This is a genomic window from Pseudonocardia sp. T1-2H, assembly GCF_038039215.1.
GTDB lineage: Bacteria > Actinomycetota > Actinomycetes > Mycobacteriales > Pseudonocardiaceae > Pseudonocardia.
Genome location: NZ_JBBPCL010000001.1, coordinates 5,695,666 through 5,712,593, shown reverse-complemented (window position 1 = coordinate 5,712,593; position 16,928 = coordinate 5,695,666). Strand labels below are relative to the sequence as shown.

The window sequence follows — 16,928 nt, the reverse complement described above, 5'->3', positions numbered from 1 at the left end:
ATGAAGGTCAAGAAGGGCGACACCGTCCTGGTGATCGCGGGTAAGGACAAGGGAGCGAAGGGCAAGGTCATCCAGGCCTACCCGGAGCGCGACCGCGTCCTGGTCGAGGGCGTCAACCGGATCAAGAAGCACACCCGGGTGAGCCAGAACCAGCGCGGCGCCCAGTCGGGCGGGATCGTGACCCAGGAGGCGGCAATCCACGTCTCCAACGTCATGGTCGTCGACGCCGACGGGAAGCCGACTCGCGTCGGCAAGTCCGTCGTCGAGACCGAGGACGGCAAGGCGAAGCGTGTCCGGATCTCCCGCAAGTCCGGGAAGGAGATCTGAGATGACCACCGCCGAAAAGACGACGCCGCGCCTCAAGGCGCGCTACGTCGCCGAGATCAAGCCGGAGCTGCAGAAGCAGTTCGAGTACTCGAACGTCATGCAGATCCCGGGCGTCGTGAAGGTCGTCGTGAACATGGGTGTCGGAGACGCCGCCCGTGACTCGAAGCTGATCGACGGCGCGCTGCGCGACCTGGCCACCATCACCGGCCAGAAGCCGCTGATGCGCCGGGCGACCAAGTCCATCGCACAGTTCAAGCTGCGCGAGGGACAGCCGATCGGCGCGAAGGTCACCCTGCGCAACGACCGGATGTGGGAGTTCCTGGACCGGCTGCTGACGATCGCGCTGCCGCGTATCCGTGACTTCCGCGGGCTCTCGGCCACCCAGTTCGACGGCCGGGGCAACTACACCTTCGGTCTCAACGAGCAGTCGATGTTCCACGAGATCGACCCGGACTCGATCGACCGGCCGCGGGGCATGGACATCACCGTCGTGACCACCGCGACCACGGACGAGGAAGGCCGGGCGCTCCTGCGCCAGCTCGGCTTCCCCTTCAAGGAGGCCTGACATGGCGAAGAAGGCGCTTCGGATCAAGGCGGAGAAGACGCCGAAGTTCAAGGTCCGCGGCTACACCCGCTGCCAGAAGTGCGGCCGGCCCCGCGCCGTGCTGCGCAAGTTCGGCCTGTGCCGCATCTGCGTGCGCCAGATGGCGCACGCGGGCGAGCTGCCGGGTGTGCACAAGAGCAGCTGGTAGCTGCGGCTACGCTGTCCCCATGCGGTGAGTGGTGCCACGGCGCCACTCACCGCACACGGGAGATCCACCCTCTGCGCGGTGGACAGCGCCCGCTCCGCGCCGCGGAGCGGTCGCACCACGTACCGCGCACAGGCCACGAAGTGGCACCAGTCGCCGCAGGCCCTCACGGGAACCACGGCGGGAAAGAGACACCACCATGACGATGACCGATCCGATCGCAGACATGCTGACTCGTCTGCGGAACGCGAACTCGGCCTATCACGACCAGGTCGTGATGCCCCACTCCAAGCTGAAGGTCGCCATCGCGGAGATCCTTCAGAAGGAGGGCTACATCTCGGCCCACCACACCGAGGACGCAGAGGTCGGCCAGGCCCTGGTCGTCGAGCTGAAGTACGGGCGCAACCGTGAGCGGAGCATCGCCGGCTTGCGCCGGGTCTCCAAGCCCGGTCTGCGCGTGTACGCAAAGTCCACCAACCTGCCGCGCGTTCTGGGTGGCCTGGGTGTCGCGATCATCTCGACGTCCCACGGCCTCATGACCGACAAGCAGGCGTTCCGGAGCGGCGTGGGCGGGGAAGTCCTCGCCTACGTCTGGTAGAGGGGAGAAGTAGCGATGTCCCGTATCGGGAAGCTGCCGATCGCCGTTCCGTCCGGCGTCGACGTGTCGATCGAGGGCCGCACGGTCACCGTCAAGGGCCCCAAGGGCACCCTGTCGCACACCGTGATCGAGCCGATCACGGTCGAGCGCGAGGACGACGGCACGGTTCTGGTCAAGCGGCCGGACGACGAGCGCAAGACGAAGGCCTACCACGGCCTCTCGCGCACGCTCGTGAACAACCTCGTCGTTGGTGTCACCAGCGGCTACGAGAAGAAGCTCGAGATCCACGGCGTCGGTTACCGCGTCGCGCTGAAGGGCGGGAACCTCGAGTTCGCGCTCGGCTTCAGCCACCCCGTCGTGATCGAGGCGCCGGAGGGCATCACCTTCACGGTGGAGTCGCCCACCCGGTTCTCCGTCTCGGGTATCGACAAGCAGTTGGTCGGGGAGATCTCGGCCAACATCCGGAAGCTGCGCAAGCCCGACCCGTACAAGGGCAAGGGTGTGCGTTACTCCGGCGAGACGATCCGCCGCAAGGTCGGAAAGACGGGTAAGTGATGGCCGAGACGATTTCTGCCAAGGCGAAGAAGCGCGCCGCCTCGCGGGTGTCCGCCACCCGTCGCCGGTCGGTGACCCGCCGCCACGCACGGCTCCGCAAGAAGATCAGCGGCAGCGCCGAGCGCCCGCGGCTGGCCGTCAAGCGCAGCTCGCGGCACATGTTCGTGCAGCTGATCGACGACCTGACCGGCCACACGCTGGCCTCGGCGTCGACGTTGGATGCGGACATCCGCACGCTGGACGGCGACAAGAAGGCCAAGGCGGCGAAGGTCGGCGAGCTCATCGCCGGCCGCGCCAAGGAGGCCGGCGTGAGCGCGGTCGTGTTCGACCGGGGTGGCTACGACTACCACGGCCGCATCGCGGCGCTCGCGGACGCCGCCCGTGAGGGAGGCCTCGAGTTCTGATGGACAAGTTCGAGATGGAAGGGACCGTCTGATGCCGGGACGTACACGGCGCGAAGGCGGAGGGCCCGGTGGCGGAAGCAACGACCGTCGGGACCGCCGTGACGGAGGCCGTGGCGGGGCGGCCCAGGACAAGACCCCGTACATCGAGCGGCTGGTCACGATCAACCGCGTCGCCAAGGTCGTCAAGGGTGGTCGGCGCTTCAGCTTCACCGCGCTGATGATCGTCGGCGACGGCGACGGCCTGGTGGGCGTCGGCTACGGCAAGGCCAAGGAGGTGCCGGCGGCGATCGCCAAGGGCGTGGAGGAGGCGAAGAAGAACTTCTTCCGCGTCCCCCGCATCGGCGGCACCATCGTGCACCGCGTCCAGGGTGAGGCGGCCGCGGGCGTCGTCCTGCTCCGCCCGGCCAGCCCCGGTACCGGTGTCATCGCCGGCGGTCCGGTGCGCGCCGTCCTGGAGTGCGCCGGCATCCACGACATCCTGTCGAAGAGCCTGGGCAGCGACAACGCGATCAACATCGTGCACGCCACGGTGGCCGCGCTGAAGATGATCCAGCGTCCCGAGGAGGTCGCGGCCCGCCGCGGCCTGCCGCTCGAGGACGTGGCCCCCGCGCAGATGATGCGGGCCCGTGCGGCCGCCGCTCAGGCTGCGAGGTCGTGATGGCTGACTCGACGACGGGCAAGCTCAAGGTCACGCAGGTCCGCAGCGCCATCGGTGGCAAGGCGAACCAGCGCGAGACCCTCAAGGCCCTCGGCCTGCGCAAGATCCGCCAGTCCTCGGAGTGGCCGGACAACGCCCAGGTCCGCGGCATGATCAACACCGTCCGGCACCTCGTGACGGTGGAGGAGGTGAGCTCCTGATGACCGACTCCATCAAGGTCCACCACCTGCGTCCGGCCCCCGGAGCCAAGACCGCGAAGACCCGTGTGGGTCGCGGTGAAGGCAGCAAGGGCAAGACCGCCGGTCGTGGTACCAAGGGCACCAAGGCCCGGAAGAACGTGTCTCCGGCCTTCGAGGGCGGGCAGATGCCGCTGCACATGCGGCTGCCCAAGCTCAAGGGCTTCAAGAACCGTTTCCGGGTCGAGTACCAGGTCGTGAACGTCGGCGACCTCGCGGTCCTCTTCCCCGAGGGCGGCACCGTCGGACCGGAGGAGCTGGTCGCGGCCGGCGCCGTCCGGAAGAACCAGCCGGTCAAGGTGCTGGGGACCGGCGACCTCGACGGCGTGAAGCTGACCGTCAGCGCGAACGCCTTCTCCGGGTCCGCCCGCGAGAAGATCGCCGCTGCCGGTGGCTCGGTCACCGAGCTGTAGGAACACACCGGGGCGGCCCCGCGAGGGGCCGTCCCACAGCCGACGCCGTCCGTGTCGACCCGTTCGCCCCTTGTGTCCGCACAGGGTGTGACCCGGGCTCACGGGCGGCGTCGTCGCGTTTGGGGCCGCTGTTAGAGTCGGTCGCGCTCGCGTAGAGAAGTCGCGTCACCCGCCCGGCGCCGTCTCGCATGGCGGCCGGGACAGCCAGACGGCCGGTGCCCCCGGTCCGCGGCGGCAGCAGCCGCCCCCTGTGTAGGAGGACACCTGAGGTGCTGAGCGCTTTCCGGGCGGCCTTTACCACGCCCGACCTGCGGAAGAAGATCCTCTTCACGTTGGGCGTCGTCGCCGTCTACCGCCTCGGGGCCAACATCCCGGCCCCGGGCGTCTCGTATCCGAACGTGCAGGAGTGCATCCGGCAGGTCGAGGGCGGGGACAACTCCGGCGTCTACTCGCTGATCAACCTGTTCTCCGGTGGCGCGCTGCTCCAGCTGTCCATCCTCGCGCTCGGGATCATGCCCTACATCACGGCATCGATCATCGTCCAGCTGCTCACCGTGGTCATCCCGCGGTTCGAGGCGCTGAAGAAGGAAGGGCAGTCGGGTCAGAACAAGCTGACCCAGTACACCCGGTACCTGACGATCGCGCTGGCCATCCTGCAGTCCACCGGCATCGTGGCGCTCGCGGAGCGCGGCCAGCTGTTCGGCAACTGCTCGCTGCCCGTCATCCCGGACGACGGGGTGTTCGCGCTCTCCGTGATCGTCGTCGTGATGACCGCGGGCACGGCGGTCGTGATGTGGCTGGGCGAGCAGGTGACCGAGCGCGGCGTCGGCAACGGCATGTCGTTGCTGATCTTCGCCTCGATCGCCCACCGGATCCCGGCCGAGGGCAAGAACATCCTGGACACCGCGGGCGGGCTGGTCTTCGCCGGCGTCTGCGTGTTCGGCCTGGCGATCATCGTCAGCGTCATCTTCGTCGAGCAGGGCCAGCGCCGGATCCCGGTGCAGTACGCCAAGCGGATGGTCGGCCGGCGGATGTACGGCGGCACCTCGACCTACCTGCCGCTCAAGGTGAACCAGGCCGGCGTCATCCCGGTCATCTTCGGCAGCTCCCTGCTGTACCTTCCGGACCTGATCTCCCGCCTCATCGGGACGAGCGGTGGCGGCTTCCAGCAGTTCGTCCAGACCTACCTGGTGGACCAGTCCAACTGGTTGCACATCCTCCTGTACGTCGGGCTGATCGTCTTCTTCACGTACTTCTACGTCGGCATCACGTTCAACCCCGACGAGCGGGCGGACGAGATGAAGAAGTTCGGCGGCTTCATCCCGGGCATCCGGCCGGGCCGGCCCACCGCGGAGTACCTGAACTACGTGCTCAGCCGCATCACGCTGCCCGGATCGCTGTACCTGGGCATCATCGCGGTCCTCCCGAACTTCTTCCTGGGGGTGACCGGCAGCGGCCAGAACCAGAACTTCCCGTTCGGCGGCACCGCCGTTCTGATCATGGTCGGAGTGGGCCTCGACACCGTGAAGCAGATCGAGAGCCAGCTCATGCAGCGCAACTACGAGGGATTCCTGCGTTAAGGTGCGGGTGGGGATCCAATCGGAACTCCGTTCCGTGTGACCCCGGCCCACCGGCCTTCGGGGAAAATTCACCTCGCTGCCGCCATCGTGGGCGGTGCAGCAGTCGATCATCAGGGAGGTCGGGTTCGCGTGCGACTCGTTCTTGTCGGTCCGCCGGGCGCGGGTAAGGGCACCCAGGCCGTGCGCCTGGCGGAGACGCTCTCCGTCCCGCACATCTCCACCGGAGATCTCTTCCGTGCCAACCTCAAGGAGGAGACCCCGCTGGGGGTCGAGGCGAAGCGTTACATGGACGCCGGGGACCTCGTCCCGGACGAGGTGACGGTCGCGATGGTGAAGGACCGCCTCGCGCAGCCGGACGCCGCGGCCGGGTTCATCCTCGACGGCTTCCCGCGCACCGTCTCCCAGGCCGAGTCGCTCGCCAAGATCCTGGCCGAGCAGGACACCGCGCTGGACGCGGTCGTCGAGTTCGCCGTGTCGGACGACGTCGTGGTCGACCGGCTGATGGGTCGCGGCCGGTCCGACGACACCGAGGACGTCATCCGGCGCCGCCAGCAGGTCTACCGGGACGAGACGTTCCCGCTGCTGGAGTTCTACTCCGACCGCCTCGTGACCGTCGACGCCGTCGGCGAGGTCGAGGAGATCACCGAGCGGGTCACCGGCGCCCTGCACGCCGCGAAGTAGTTTCGCGGCGAACCCGCCCCGAGCCTGGGGTCGGGGCACCGAATCGAGAGGGAGGCCGGCGGTGACCGGGACGAGAGGCGGCGTACGCGGCGCACTGGCCAGGATCCGGGGGCGGGACATCGAGCTGAAGTCCCCCGGTGAGATCCAGGCGATGCGGGCGGCCGGGTCCCTGGTGGCCACCACGCTCGCCGCGGTCGTCGACCTGGCGAAGCCGGGCGTCTCCACCGCGGAGCTTGACGCGCTGGCGGAGCAGACCATCCGCGACGCCGGCGCCGTCCCGTCGTTCAAGGGCTACCACGGGTTCCCGGGCAGCATCTGCGCGTCGGTGAACGACCAGATCGTGCACGGGATCCCGTCGGGCCGGCAGGTCCTGGCTGACGGCGACCTCGTCTCGGTGGACTGCGGAGCGATCCTCGACGGGTGGCACGGCGACTCCGCCGTGACCATCCCGGTCGGGACGGTCTCGGCCGCGGACCTCGCGCTCTCCCGGGCGTGCGAGAACGCGATGTACGCCGGGATCGAGGCGGTCCGGCCCGGGGGCCGGCTCACCGACATCTCCTACGCGATCCAGGAGTCCTGCCGCGCCGCGGCGAACCAGGACGGCGCGGACTACGGGATCGTCGCCGAGTACGGCGGCCACGGCATCGGGACGTCGATGCACATGGACCCGTTCCTGCCGAACCACGGGGACCCGGGCCACGGCCCGAGGCTGCGCACGGGGATGGCGCTCGCCATCGAACCGATGCTGACCGCGGGAGACCCCGAGACCCGCGAGCTCGCGGACGGCTGGACCGTCGTCACCGAACACGGTGGGCGCGCCGTGCACTGGGAGCACACCGTCGCCGTCACCGACGACGGGTACCGGATCCTCACCGCACTCCCGGACTGACCCACCCACCCGCACCCGACCTCGGATCGGGCCCGCCGGGACCCTGCCCGGCGGGAACCGGCCGTTCGTCCGGTGTGTCAGGGTGATTCGAAGGGGGCCACCGGGCGCCTCGCTGGTCTAGGTTCTGCCCATGAGTGCAGAAGCCGCAGGGCCGCGGCCGGAGAACCGGCCCCCGGGGCGGACGACCGTCGGGGTGCCGCGGGAGTCGGGTGCCGGGGAGCGCCGGGTCGCGCTGGTCCCGAAGGTCGTCGAGAAGCTGGTCTCCCGCGGGGTCGAGATCGTCGTCGAGTCCGGGGCCGGGCTGGGCGCGCTGATCCCCGACGAGGTGTACCTCGAGGCGGGCGCCACCGTCGGGGACCCGTGGGGGTGCGATGTCGTCGTGAAGGTCGCCCCACCGACGGCCGAGGAGATCGGCCGGCTCAGGTCCGGGGCGAGCTACATCGGCTTCCTGGCGCCGCTCACGTCCCCGGAGACCGTCGAGGCGCTGCGCGGCGCGGGCGTCAGCGGGTTCGCGATGGAGGCCGTCCCGCGGATCTCCCGCGCGCAGTCCATGGACGCGCTCTCCTCGCAGGCCAACGTGGCGGGCTACAAGGCCGTGCTGCTCGCGGCCGAGCGCTCCACCCGCTTCTTCCCGATGCTCACCACCGCCGCCGGAACCGTGAAGCCGGCGCAGGCGCTGATCCTGGGGGTCGGCGTCGCGGGCCTGCAGGCACTGGCAACCGCCAAGCGGCTGGGCGCCCGCACCACCGGCTACGACGTGCGGCCCGAGGTGGCGGACCAGGTCCGCTCGCTCGGCGCGCAGTGGCTGGACCTCGGGATCGAGGCGGTCGGCGAGGGCGGCTACGCCCGCGAGCTCACCGAGGACGAGCGGGTCGAGCAGCAGGCACGCCTCGAGGAGGCGATCACCGGCTTCGACGTCGTCATCACCACGGCGAACGTCCCGGGCCGCACCGCACCCACGCTCGTCACCGCCAAGGCCGTGGAGGGCATGCGGCCGGGGAGCGTGGTCGTCGACATGGCGGGGGAGAGCGGCGGGAACTGCGCGCTCACCGAGCCCGGCGAGGTCGTCGTCAAGCACGACGTCACGATCGCGTCCCCGCTCAACCTCCCGGCGACGATGCCGGAGCACGCCTCCGAGCTCTACTCCCGCAACGTCTCCTCGCTGCTGGAACTGATGCTCGACGACGAGGGCGCCCTGGCGCCGGACTTCGGCGACGAGGTCCTCGCGAAGTCCTGCGTGACCCGCACGGAAGGGGACGCCTGATGGAGTCCGGTGGTCTGCTCGCGAACATCGCGATCCTGGTGCTGGCCGGGTTCGTGGGGTTCGCCGTCATCTCCAAGGTGCCGAACACGCTGCACACGCCCCTGATGTCCGGCACCAACGCGATCCACGGGATCGTGCTGCTGGGCGGGCTGATCGTGCTCGGCGAGCTCGAGAACCCGTCGGTCCTGGACTCGGTCATCCTGGTCATCGCGATCGCCTTCGGGATGATCAACGTGATCGGTGGGTTCCTCGTCACGGACCGGATGCTGGGCATGTTCAAGGCCAAGCCCACGCCCCCCGCCGACGCGCCGGCGGCCGAGAAGGCCGCCACCAACGGTAAGGGCGGCGCGTGATGGACGTCCTGGTCCCGATCCTCTACATCATCGCGTTCTCGCTCTTCATCTACGGCCTGATGGGCCTCACCGGGCCGAAGACCGCGGTGCGGGGCAACAAGATCGCCGCAGTCGGCATGGTCATCGCGGTGGTCGCGACCCTGCTGCGCGTCCAGCACAACTGGGTGCTGATCGTCGTCGGGCTCGTCGTCGGGGCCGCGCTCGGCATCCCCTCCGCGCGCCGGGTGAAGATGACGGCGATGCCGCAGATGGTGGCGTTGTTCAACGGCGTGGGCGGCGGCGCGGTGGCGCTCATCGCCTGGTCGGAGTTCCGCACGACGGGCGGCTTCGCCGGCGTCGCGACCTACGTGATCGTCGCGTCGATGTTCGCGGCGATCATCGGCTCGATCTCGTTCTGGGGCTCGCTGATCGCCTTCGGCAAGCTTCAGGAGGTCCTCCCCGGCCGGCCGATCGGGCTCGGGAAGGCCCAGCAGTTCGTCAACGGCCTGCTGCTCGTCGCCGCGATCGTCTGCGCCGTCGTCGCCGGGATGGGCGGGGCCTCGCAGCTGTGGATCGTCGGGCTGCTGGTGCTCGCCGCGATCCTGGGCGTGCTGGTCGTGCTGCCGATCGGCGGTGCGGACATGCCGGTCGTCATCTCCCTGCTCAACGCCCTGACGGGGCTGTCGGCCGCGGCGGCGGGACTCGCGCTCGACAACACCGCGATGATCGTCGCGGGCATGATCGTCGGCGCGTCGGGCTCGATCCTGACCAACCTGATGGCCACGGCGATGAACCGGTCCATCCCGGCCATCGTGGCCGGCGGCTTCGGCGGGACCGCCGCGCTCCCGGGCGCCGACGACGGCGTGGACCGCACGGTCAAGTCCACCTCCGCGGCGGATGCGGCCATCCAGATGGCCTACGCCGGCCAGGTCATCGTCGTCCCCGGGTACGGGATGGCGGTGGCGCAGGCCCAGCACGCCGTCAAGGACATGGCGAAGCTGCTGGAGGCCAAGGGCGTCGAGGTCAAGTACGCGATCCACCCGGTCGCCGGCCGGATGCCGGGACACATGAACGTCCTGCTGGCCGAGGCCGACGTCTCCTACGACGCGCTCAAGGAGATGGACGACATCAACGACGAGTTCGCCCGCACCGACGTGACGCTGGTGATCGGGGCGAACGACGTCACCAACCCGGCGGCACGGACGGACCCCGGGTCGCCCATCCACGGGATGCCGATCCTCAACGTCGACCAGTCCCGCTCGGTGATCGTGCTGAAGCGGTCGATGAGCAGCGGGTTCGCCGGCATCGACAACCCGTTGTTCTACGCGGACAACACCTCGATGCTGTTCGGGGACGCGAAGAAGTCCGTCTCGGAGGTGACCGAGGAGCTCAAGGCGCTCTGACCGCCGCCTGAGCGGCTCGAGCGTCGATGACCGGCGCTCGAGCCACTCGGGCGTCGGTCGTCCCGGTGCCGGAGCGGCTGCACTGGCCGGGGCGGCCGCCCACCCGGGCCCGGCGCGGGTACCGCCGGTCGACCCGTTGCCGGGGTAGGCTCTGCCTCCACGGCCCCACCACCTGCACGCGGGTCGAGGTCAACGGGATTCCGTCCGGTCCGCCCGGGTTCTCCGGCAGCGCCCCGCGCGCCCGGTACCCCATGTGCGCCGACCTGCGCAACACACGTACACTGGGCTATCGGCGCGCCTCGTGGCGCCGGTTCCGGTCGTGCCTTCGCACCCTTCGGTCCCGTCTCCTCGTCGCGTGCCGTGCTCGGAGAACTCGTCGCATCCCGCGGTGGGGACTCCGTACACAGCACGAGAAGACACTGACACCTGTCACGGAACGCGGAGGACATGGCCAAGAAAGACGGGGCGATCGAGGTCGAGGGCCGGGTCGTCGAACCCCTGCCGAACGCGATGTTCCGCGTGGAGCTGGAGAACGGGCACCGGGTCCTCGCGCACATCAGCGGGAAGATGCGGCAGCACTACATCCGGATCCTCCCCGAGGACCGAGTGGTCGTGGAGCTCTCTCCCTACGACCTCACCCGCGGCCGCATCGTCTACCGCTACAAGTGACATCCGGGGGCTTCGCCCCCGGGATCCCGCATCCACGGGTCGGTCCGGGAGCAAGCCCCGGACATTCCCGAGGACCACGAGAAGGACGACGGACGTGAAGGTCCAGCCGAGCGTCAAGAAGATCTGCGACAAGTGCAAGGTGATCCGCCGTCACGGCCGGGTCATGGTGATCTGCGAGAACCTGCGTCACAAGCAGCGTCAGGGCTGATCCACCCGCACGTCGTGGTCATCTGACCGCAGCAACCGAAGCACTCGACACACCTACCGCGCCACACGGGCGCAACCACCCCCGGAACCAGGCCGGGGCCCGGAGACACGACAGCACACGAGGTCGTGCCCACCGGGGCGGGTGTCGGGAAGACCTGGCGGACACAGACTCAGGAGCACACCGCCGCATGGCACGTCTCTCTGGTGTCGACCTCCCCCGCGAGAAGCGGATGGAGATCGCACTGACCTACATCTACGGGATCGGCCGGTCCCGGTCGAAGGAGATCCTCGCCGCCACCGGGATCGACGCGGACATGCGTTCGCGCGACCTGAGCGACGAGGACCTCGCCACCCTGCGCGAGTACATCGAGAACAATCTCCGGGTCGAGGGTGACCTGCGCCGCGAGGTGCAGGCGGACATCCGCCGGAAGATCGAGATCGGGTGCTACCAGGGCATCCGACACCGCCGGGGACTTCCGGTCCGTGGTCAGCGCACGAAGACCAACGCGCGCGGTCGCAAGGGCCCGAAGAAGACCGTGGCCGGCAAGAAGAAGGCTGGTAAGAAGTAATGCCTCCCCGTACCCGCTCCGCGGCCGGCCCCAAGAAGGTCCGCCGCAAGGAGAAGAAGAACGTCGCGCACGGGCACGCGCACATCAAGAGCACCTTCAACAACACCATCGTGTCCATCACGGACCCGACCGGTGCGGTGATCGCGTGGGCCTCCGCCGGCCACGTCGGTTTCAAGGGCTCGCGCAAGTCGACGCCGTTCGCCGCCCAGATGGCCGCGGAGAGCGCCGCCCGCAAGGCGGCCGAGCACGGCATGAAGAAGGTCGACGTGTTCGTGAAGGGTCCCGGCTCCGGCCGCGAGACCGCGATCCGTTCGCTGCAGGCAGCCGGCCTGGAGGTCGGCACCATCTCCGACGTCACCCCTCAGCCGCACAACGGTTGCCGTCCGCCCAAGCGGCGCCGGGTCTAAGGGAAAGGGAGTAACAACTCATGGCTCGTTACACCGGTCCCATGACCCGCAAGTCCCGCCGGCTGAAGGTCGACCTCGTCGGCGGCGACCAGGCCTTCGAGCGCCGTCCCTACCCGCCCGGCCAGCACGGCCGGATCCGGATCAAGGAGACGGAGTACCTCCTGCAGATGCAGGAGAAGCAGAAGGCCCGCTTCGGCTACGGCGTGCTGGAGAAGCAGTTCCGCAAGTACTACGAGGAGGCGAACAGGCGTCCCGGCAAGACCGGTGACAACCTGCTCCAGATCCTCGAGTCGCGGCTGGACAACGTCGTGTACCGCGCGGGCCTCGCCCGCACCCGGCGCATGGCCCGCCAGCTGGTCAACCACGGTCACTTCCTCGTGAACGGCCAGAAGGTCAACATCCCCAGCTTCCGCGTCTCGCAGTACGACGTGATCGACGTCAAGCCGAAGTCGATCAACACGGACCCGTTCGTGATCGCCAAGGAGCTCGTCGGCGACCGTCCGGTTCCGGCATGGCTGCAGGTCGTCCCCTCGACGCTGCGCATCCTGGTCCACCAGCTGCCCGAGCGTGCCCAGATCGACACCCAGGTCACCGAGCAGCTGATCGTCGAGCTCTACTCCAAGTAGACGCCAGGGGCTCCGCCCCTCTCGACCCCGAAGGCACGGTCCCGGCTCACGCCGGGGCTGTGCCTTCACCCCGGACGCGGAAAGGGCCGCGTCCGGGTACTGCCGCGTCAAATAGCGGGCGCGGCAGGCCTGAAGGAGGCACCAACCCATGCTGATCTCTCAGCGCCCCACCCTGACCGAGGAGTCGGTCACCGAGACCCGGTCGCGCTTCGTCATCGAGCCGCTCGAGCCGGGCTTCGGCTACACGCTGGGCAACTCGCTCCGGCGCACCCTCCTGTCCTCCATCCCGGGGGCGGCGGTGACCAGCATCCGCATCGACGGCGTGCTGCACGAGTTCACCACCGTGCCGGGGGTCAAGGAGGACGTCACCGACATCATCCTCAACCTCAAGGAGCTGGTCGTCAGCTCCGAGGAGGACGAGCCGGTGACGATGTACCTGCGCAAGCAGGGCCCGGGCGCGGTCACCGCGGGGGACATCGTCCCGCCCGCCGGTGTCACCGTGCACAACCCGGACCTGCACATCGCCACGCTGAACGACAAGGGCCGGCTCGAGGTCGAGCTCGTCGTCGAGCGGGGCCGTGGTTACGTCCCGGCGATGCAGAACAAGGCCACCGGCGCCGAGATCGGCCGGATCCCGGTCGACTCGATCTACTCGCCGGTGCTCAAGGTGACGTACAAGGTCGAGGCCACCCGTGTCGAGCAGCGCACGGACTTCGACAAGCTGGTGCTGGACGTCGAGTCGAAGCCGTCCATCGGCCCGCGCGACGCCCTGGCCTCGGCCGGCAAGACCCTCGTCGAGCTGTTCGGCCTCGCCCGCGAGCTGAACGTCGACGCGGAGGGCATCGAGATCGGCCCGTCGCCGCAGGAGGCGGACACCATCGCCGCCTTCGCGATGCCGATCGAGGAGCTGGACCTCACCGTCCGGTCCTACAACTGCCTCAAGCGCGAGGGCATCCACACCGTGGGTGAGCTGGTCGGCCGCAGCGAGGCAGACCTGCTCGACATCCGCAACTTCGGTGCGAAGTCGATCGACGAGGTCAAGATGAAGCTCGTCGGCCTCGGCCTGGCCCTGAAGGACAGCCCGCCCGGGTTCGACCCGTCGGCCGCCGCCGCGGACTACGGCTCGGACACCTACGACGCCGACCAGCCGTTCGGCGACGACGGCCAGGACTACGCAGAAACGGAGCAGTTGTAGCCATGCCTCAGCCCACCAAGGGGCCCCGTCTCGGCGGTTCGCCCGCTCACCAGCGGCTGATCCTGGCCAACCTGGCGACCGCGCTGTTCCAGCACGGGCGGATCACCACCACCGAGGCCAAGGCCCGTCGGCTGCGTCCCTACGCGGAGCAGCTGATCACCAAGGCCAAGAAGGGTGATCAGCACAACCGTCGCCAGATCATGAAGGTGATCCGGGACAAGTCGGTCGTGCACCAGCTGATCACCGAGATCGGTCCGTTCTTCGAGGACCGTCAGGGTGGCTACACCCGGATCACCAAGACGATGCCGCGCAAGGGCGACAACGCCCCGATGGCGGTCATCGAGCTCGTCCGGCAGAAGACCGTCACGGACGAGGCGAACCGCGCACGTCGCGCCGCCGCGTCGCAGGCGGCCACCGCCGAGGCTCCGGCCGAGACCGTCGAGGCGGCCCAGCCGCAGACGACGGACACCGAGGCCGTCGCCGAGGCCGAGACCGTCGGCACCAGCACGGTCGAGGAGTCCTCCGCCGCCGACGCGCCGTACGGCGAGGGCAGCCACGCCCCGCTCGCCGACGCGTCGGAGGCCCCCGAGGGCTTCCCGATCAAGGGCAACGACAGCTCGAAGCTGTACCACGTCCCCGGTTCGGCGTTCTACGACCGCACCGTGGCCGAGGTCTGGTTCGCCACCCCGGAGGCCGCCGAGGCCGCCGGGTTCGCGCTGCCCGCGTCCCAGCAGGACGAGGACGAGAGCTGATCCCGGCTCTCTCGGCATGACGCACGACATCGACGGGCCCGTCCTCCCTCCGGAGGACGGGCCCGTCGCCGTGCACCGGGTCCGCCTGGACATCGCCTACGACGGCACGGACTTCTCCGGCTGGGCCATGCAGCCCACCCGGCGGACGGTCTGCGGCGTCCTCACCGACGCGCTCTCCCGGATCGTCCGCACGCCCGTCACACTGACCGTCGCCGGCCGGACGGACGCCGGGGTGCACGCGTCCGGGCAGGTGGCGCACGTGGATCTCCCCGTGGCCGAGGACGCGGACCGGCTCGTCCGCCGGCTGGCCCGGCTGCTGCCGCCGGACGTCCGGGTGCGGGCGGTCACCTCTGTCCCGGACGAGTTCGACGCCCGGTTCTCCGCCCTGCGCCGCCACTACGTCTACCGGCTCGCGACCGCCCCGCACGGCGCCGAGCCGTTGCGCGCCCGGGACACCGTGAGCTGGCCGCACCCGATCGACCTCGACGCCGTCGCCGCAGCCTCGGCGCTGCTGCTCGGCGAGCACGACTTCGCGGCGTTCTGCAAGCGCCGGGACGGCGCCACCACCGTCCGGGCCCTGGAGCGCTTCTCCTGGACGCGTGACGACGACGGTGTGGTCCGCGCCGCGGTGTCCGCCGACGCGTTCTGCCACTCGATGGTCCGCAGCCTCGTCGGAGCGATGCTGGACGTCGGACGCGGGCGCCGGCCGGTGGAGTGGCCCGGCGGGCTGCTCGCGCGGGACCTGCGGGCGAACGACGTCCTGGTGGCCCCGGCGCACGGGCTCTCCCTGGTCCGGGTGGACTACCCGCCGAACTCGGAGCTCGCCGCCCGCGCGGGCGTCACGCGGAACGTGCGGGCCCCGCTCGAGCCCCGCTGAGCACAGGGTGTTTCGGGGGTGTTGCCGTCCAGGCCGGACGGTTGCCCGCGGGGCCTGCGGACCGGAGGCTGGACGCATGGGCGAGCACGAGCCGATCCGGACGATCGATCTGGCGCAGTGGCGGTCGCACGAGAGGCCCGGGCAGGTCGCGGCGGACGTCGACGCCTCCCTGCGCGAGGCCGGGTTCCTGCTGGTCCGCGGCCACGGCGTGGACCCGGACCTGCGCGCCGAGGTGCGCGGAGCGGCCCGGGAGTTCTTCGCCCTGCCGACACCCGTGAAGGAGCGGTACTCCGTCCGGATCGGCGGGCGCGGCTGGCTGCCGCCCGGCGTCGAGGCGAACGGGAACGTGGAGGGCGAGCCGACGCCGCCGGACCTCAAGGAGTCCTTCGCCGTCGGCGCGGACACCCCGGTCGGGGACCCGGAGATCGACGACGTGTGGTTCCCGGCGAACGTCTGGCCCGCGGAGGTCCCCGCGCTGGGCGACGCGGTGCGGGAGTACGCCGCGCACATGCGCCGGATGTCCGACGAGCTGCTGGCCCTGTGCGCGTCCGTGCTCGGTCTGCCCGCGACGACGTTCGACCTGCTCACCCGCAACCCCACCTGGACGTTCAACATCAACCGCTACCCGCCCCTGACCGAGGTGGGCGAGCCCGCGCCGGGCCAGTTCCGGATCGGCGCGCACACCGACTTCGGCACCGTCACCGTGCTGGACCGGGAGCCCGGCGCGGGCGGCCTGCAGGTGCACACGGACGAGCGCGGCTGGCGGGACGCGCCCTACGACCCGGACGCGCTGACCGTCAACATCGGGGACCTGCTCGCCCACTGGACCGGGCTGCGCTGGCGCTCGGGCCGGCACCGTGTGCTGCCGCCGCAGTCCGGGGCGCCGGCGGAGGAGCTCGTCTCGCTGGTGTGGTTCTACGAGCTGGACCACGACGCGCTCGTCACCCCGCTCGGCCCGCCCGTCGGGACCCGGGACGATCTCGAGCCGGTCGTGTCCGCGCCGTTCCTGCGGGAGCGGCTCGACGCGATCTCCGTGTCGTGAGCACCCGTATCGTCAGCCGGGTGGATCCCGAGGACATGCTCGAGGTCGCCCTGGCCGAGGCCCGCGCCGGCCTGGCGGAGGGCGGCGTCCCCATCGGCGGTGCACTGATCGCCGCGGACGGCACGGTGCTCGGCCGCGGGCACAACCGCCGCGTCCAGGACGACGACCCGTCGGCGCACGGGGAGACGGCCGCCTTCCGCGACGCCGGCCGTCAGCGGGACTACCGCAGCACGACCATGGTCACCACGCTCTCGCCGTGCTGGTACTGCAGCGGCCTGATCCGCCAGTTCGGCATCGGCGCGGTCGTGATCGGTGAGAGCCGCACGTTCACCGGCGGGCACGACTGGCTGGCCGAGCACGGGGTCCGGGTCACCCTGCTCGACGACGAGCGCTGCGTCTCGATGATGGAGGAGTTCATCGCGGCGAGGCCCGAGCTGTGGAACGAGGACATCGGCGTCGCTGAGTAGTTTCCCCCGGCTGTTCCGAAGCGGCCCC

The 16,928-nt window shown here is 70.0% G+C and carries 25 protein-coding genes; all 25 read left to right on the top strand.

The features are described from left to right. The 25 genes from rplX (at position 1) to WBK50_RS28025 (ending at position 16,900) form a co-directional block, all read left to right on the top strand. Positions 1–327 (top strand): 50S ribosomal protein L24, encoded by a 327-nt coding sequence (gene rplX, locus WBK50_RS28145; protein ID WP_341338475.1) that lies wholly within the window; start codon positions 1–3, stop codon positions 325–327. Between the two features lies 1 nt (position 328). Continuing rightward, complete coding sequence (rplE, locus tag WBK50_RS28140; RefSeq protein ID WP_341338474.1) at positions 329–892, top strand: 50S ribosomal protein L5; 564 nt, start codon at positions 329–331, stop codon at positions 890–892. A gap of 1 nt (position 893) precedes the next feature. Beyond that, complete coding sequence (locus tag WBK50_RS28135; RefSeq protein ID WP_297501844.1) at positions 894–1,079, top strand: type Z 30S ribosomal protein S14; 186 nt, start codon at positions 894–896, stop codon at positions 1,077–1,079. A 196-nt stretch (positions 1,080–1,275) separates the two neighbouring features. Further along, complete coding sequence (gene rpsH, locus WBK50_RS28130; protein WP_297501841.1) at positions 1,276–1,674, top strand: 30S ribosomal protein S8; 399 nt, start codon at positions 1,276–1,278, stop codon at positions 1,672–1,674. A gap of 15 nt (positions 1,675–1,689) precedes the next feature. Then, on the top strand, positions 1,690–2,229 hold the full coding sequence (gene rplF, locus WBK50_RS28125; RefSeq protein ID WP_341338473.1) for a 50S ribosomal protein L6: 540 nt from the start codon (positions 1,690–1,692) through the stop codon (positions 2,227–2,229). Further along, the gene (rplR, locus tag WBK50_RS28120) at positions 2,229–2,633 is read left to right on the top strand and encodes a 50S ribosomal protein L18 (protein ID WP_297501835.1); all 405 of its coding nucleotides are present in this window, start codon (positions 2,229–2,231) and stop codon (positions 2,631–2,633) included. The genes rplF and rplR overlap by 1 nt, the downstream gene beginning before the upstream one ends. A gap of 31 nt (positions 2,634–2,664) precedes the next feature. After that, the gene (gene rpsE / locus WBK50_RS28115) at positions 2,665–3,291 is read left to right on the top strand and encodes a 30S ribosomal protein S5 (protein ID WP_341338472.1); all 627 of its coding nucleotides are present in this window, start codon (positions 2,665–2,667) and stop codon (positions 3,289–3,291) included. Beyond that, a complete protein-coding gene (gene rpmD / locus WBK50_RS28110; RefSeq protein WP_297501828.1) occupies positions 3,291–3,491 on the top strand; it encodes a 50S ribosomal protein L30 in 201 nt (66 codons plus the stop codon). Before rpsE ends, rpmD begins: the two co-directional genes overlap by 1 nt. Further along, positions 3,491–3,940 (top strand): 50S ribosomal protein L15, encoded by a 450-nt coding sequence (gene rplO, locus WBK50_RS28105; RefSeq protein WP_297501825.1) that lies wholly within the window; start codon positions 3,491–3,493, stop codon positions 3,938–3,940. The genes rpmD and rplO overlap by 1 nt, the downstream gene beginning before the upstream one ends. A 269-nt stretch (positions 3,941–4,209) precedes the next feature. Then, complete coding sequence (secY, locus tag WBK50_RS28100) at positions 4,210–5,520, top strand: preprotein translocase subunit SecY (protein ID WP_341338471.1); 1,311 nt, start codon at positions 4,210–4,212, stop codon at positions 5,518–5,520. A 129-nt stretch (positions 5,521–5,649) separates the two neighbouring features. Continuing rightward, complete coding sequence (locus WBK50_RS28095) at positions 5,650–6,201, top strand: adenylate kinase (RefSeq protein ID WP_341338470.1); 552 nt, start codon at positions 5,650–5,652, stop codon at positions 6,199–6,201. Between the two features lie 61 nt (positions 6,202–6,262). Continuing rightward, positions 6,263–7,090, top strand: a complete 828-nt coding sequence (gene map, locus WBK50_RS28090; RefSeq protein WP_341338469.1) for a type I methionyl aminopeptidase — start codon at positions 6,263–6,265, stop codon at positions 7,088–7,090. A gap of 130 nt (positions 7,091–7,220) precedes the next feature. Further along, positions 7,221–8,354, top strand: coding sequence for a Re/Si-specific NAD(P)(+) transhydrogenase subunit alpha (locus WBK50_RS28085; protein ID WP_341338468.1), 1,134 nt, complete (start codon positions 7,221–7,223; stop codon positions 8,352–8,354). Continuing rightward, complete coding sequence (locus WBK50_RS28080; protein ID WP_341338467.1) at positions 8,354–8,707, top strand: NAD(P) transhydrogenase subunit alpha; 354 nt, start codon at positions 8,354–8,356, stop codon at positions 8,705–8,707. Before WBK50_RS28085 ends, WBK50_RS28080 begins: the two co-directional genes overlap by 1 nt. Continuing rightward, positions 8,707–10,089, top strand: coding sequence for an NAD(P)(+) transhydrogenase (Re/Si-specific) subunit beta (locus WBK50_RS28075; RefSeq protein ID WP_341339529.1), 1,383 nt, complete (start codon positions 8,707–8,709; stop codon positions 10,087–10,089). The genes WBK50_RS28080 and WBK50_RS28075 overlap by 1 nt, the downstream gene beginning before the upstream one ends. 447 nt (positions 10,090–10,536) lie before the next feature. After that, positions 10,537–10,758, top strand: a complete 222-nt coding sequence (infA, locus tag WBK50_RS28070) for a translation initiation factor IF-1 (protein ID WP_028929190.1) — start codon at positions 10,537–10,539, stop codon at positions 10,756–10,758. Between the two features lie 94 nt (positions 10,759–10,852). Next, positions 10,853–10,966, top strand: a complete 114-nt coding sequence (gene rpmJ / locus WBK50_RS28065; protein ID WP_010148647.1) for a 50S ribosomal protein L36 — start codon at positions 10,853–10,855, stop codon at positions 10,964–10,966. A 187-nt stretch (positions 10,967–11,153) separates the two neighbouring features. Next, complete coding sequence (gene rpsM, locus WBK50_RS28060; RefSeq protein ID WP_297501789.1) at positions 11,154–11,534, top strand: 30S ribosomal protein S13; 381 nt, start codon at positions 11,154–11,156, stop codon at positions 11,532–11,534. Beyond that, complete coding sequence (gene rpsK, locus WBK50_RS28055) at positions 11,534–11,941, top strand: 30S ribosomal protein S11 (RefSeq protein WP_297501786.1); 408 nt, start codon at positions 11,534–11,536, stop codon at positions 11,939–11,941. The genes rpsM and rpsK overlap by 1 nt, the downstream gene beginning before the upstream one ends. A gap of 20 nt (positions 11,942–11,961) precedes the next feature. Then, complete coding sequence (rpsD, locus tag WBK50_RS28050; RefSeq protein ID WP_341338466.1) at positions 11,962–12,567, top strand: 30S ribosomal protein S4; 606 nt, start codon at positions 11,962–11,964, stop codon at positions 12,565–12,567. Positions 12,568–12,715: 148 nt separating this feature from the next. Next, positions 12,716–13,762 carry a DNA-directed RNA polymerase subunit alpha gene (locus tag WBK50_RS28045; RefSeq protein WP_341338465.1) on the top strand — a complete coding sequence of 349 codons (1,047 nt, stop codon included), beginning with the start codon at positions 12,716–12,718 and terminating at the stop codon, positions 13,760–13,762. 2 nt (positions 13,763–13,764) lie between these two features. After that, positions 13,765–14,514, top strand: coding sequence for a 50S ribosomal protein L17, sunset domain variant (rplQ, locus tag WBK50_RS28040; protein ID WP_341338464.1), 750 nt, complete (start codon positions 13,765–13,767; stop codon positions 14,512–14,514). Positions 14,515–14,530: 16 nt separating this feature from the next. Then, complete coding sequence (gene truA, locus WBK50_RS28035; protein ID WP_341338463.1) at positions 14,531–15,391, top strand: tRNA pseudouridine(38-40) synthase TruA; 861 nt, start codon at positions 14,531–14,533, stop codon at positions 15,389–15,391. 76 nt (positions 15,392–15,467) lie between these two features. Continuing rightward, complete coding sequence (locus WBK50_RS28030) at positions 15,468–16,433, top strand: isopenicillin N synthase family dioxygenase (RefSeq protein ID WP_341338462.1); 966 nt, start codon at positions 15,468–15,470, stop codon at positions 16,431–16,433. A 35-nt stretch (positions 16,434–16,468) separates the two neighbouring features. Further along, positions 16,469–16,900, top strand: a complete 432-nt coding sequence (locus tag WBK50_RS28025; RefSeq protein ID WP_341339528.1) for a nucleoside deaminase — start codon at positions 16,469–16,471, stop codon at positions 16,898–16,900. The last annotated feature ends 28 nt before the right edge of the window (positions 16,901–16,928 follow it).

Bases quoted from the DNA above. Each gene is read 5' to 3' on its own strand.
- rplX (WP_341338475.1), top strand. From the start codon at position 1: ATGAAGGTCAAGAAGGGCGACACCGTCCTGGTGATCGCGGGTAAGGAC.
- rplE (WP_341338474.1), top strand. From the start codon at position 329: ATGACCACCGCCGAAAAGACGACGCCGCGCCTCAAGGCGCGCTACGTC.
- WBK50_RS28135 (WP_297501844.1), top strand. From the start codon at position 894: ATGGCGAAGAAGGCGCTTCGGATCAAGGCGGAGAAGACGCCGAAGTTC.
- rpsH (WP_297501841.1), top strand. From the start codon at position 1,276: ATGACGATGACCGATCCGATCGCAGACATGCTGACTCGTCTGCGGAAC.
- rplF (WP_341338473.1), top strand. From the start codon at position 1,690: ATGTCCCGTATCGGGAAGCTGCCGATCGCCGTTCCGTCCGGCGTCGAC.
- rplR (WP_297501835.1), top strand. From the start codon at position 2,229: ATGGCCGAGACGATTTCTGCCAAGGCGAAGAAGCGCGCCGCCTCGCGG.
- rpsE (WP_341338472.1), top strand. From the start codon at position 2,665: ATGCCGGGACGTACACGGCGCGAAGGCGGAGGGCCCGGTGGCGGAAGC.
- rpmD (WP_297501828.1), top strand. From the start codon at position 3,291: ATGGCTGACTCGACGACGGGCAAGCTCAAGGTCACGCAGGTCCGCAGC.
- rplO (WP_297501825.1), top strand. From the start codon at position 3,491: ATGACCGACTCCATCAAGGTCCACCACCTGCGTCCGGCCCCCGGAGCC.
- WBK50_RS28085 (WP_341338468.1), top strand. From the start codon at position 7,221: ATGAGTGCAGAAGCCGCAGGGCCGCGGCCGGAGAACCGGCCCCCGGGG.
- WBK50_RS28080 (WP_341338467.1), top strand. From the start codon at position 8,354: ATGGAGTCCGGTGGTCTGCTCGCGAACATCGCGATCCTGGTGCTGGCC.
- WBK50_RS28075 (WP_341339529.1), top strand. From the start codon at position 8,707: ATGGACGTCCTGGTCCCGATCCTCTACATCATCGCGTTCTCGCTCTTC.
- infA (WP_028929190.1), top strand. From the start codon at position 10,537: ATGGCCAAGAAAGACGGGGCGATCGAGGTCGAGGGCCGGGTCGTCGAA.
- rpsM (WP_297501789.1), top strand. From the start codon at position 11,154: ATGGCACGTCTCTCTGGTGTCGACCTCCCCCGCGAGAAGCGGATGGAG.
- rpsK (WP_297501786.1), top strand. From the start codon at position 11,534: ATGCCTCCCCGTACCCGCTCCGCGGCCGGCCCCAAGAAGGTCCGCCGC.
- rpsD (WP_341338466.1), top strand. From the start codon at position 11,962: ATGGCTCGTTACACCGGTCCCATGACCCGCAAGTCCCGCCGGCTGAAG.
- WBK50_RS28045 (WP_341338465.1), top strand. From the start codon at position 12,716: ATGCTGATCTCTCAGCGCCCCACCCTGACCGAGGAGTCGGTCACCGAG.
- rplQ (WP_341338464.1), top strand. From the start codon at position 13,765: ATGCCTCAGCCCACCAAGGGGCCCCGTCTCGGCGGTTCGCCCGCTCAC.
- truA (WP_341338463.1), top strand. From the start codon at position 14,531: ATGACGCACGACATCGACGGGCCCGTCCTCCCTCCGGAGGACGGGCCC.
- WBK50_RS28030 (WP_341338462.1), top strand. From the start codon at position 15,468: ATGGGCGAGCACGAGCCGATCCGGACGATCGATCTGGCGCAGTGGCGG.
- WBK50_RS28025 (WP_341339528.1), top strand. From the start codon at position 16,469: ATGCTCGAGGTCGCCCTGGCCGAGGCCCGCGCCGGCCTGGCGGAGGGC.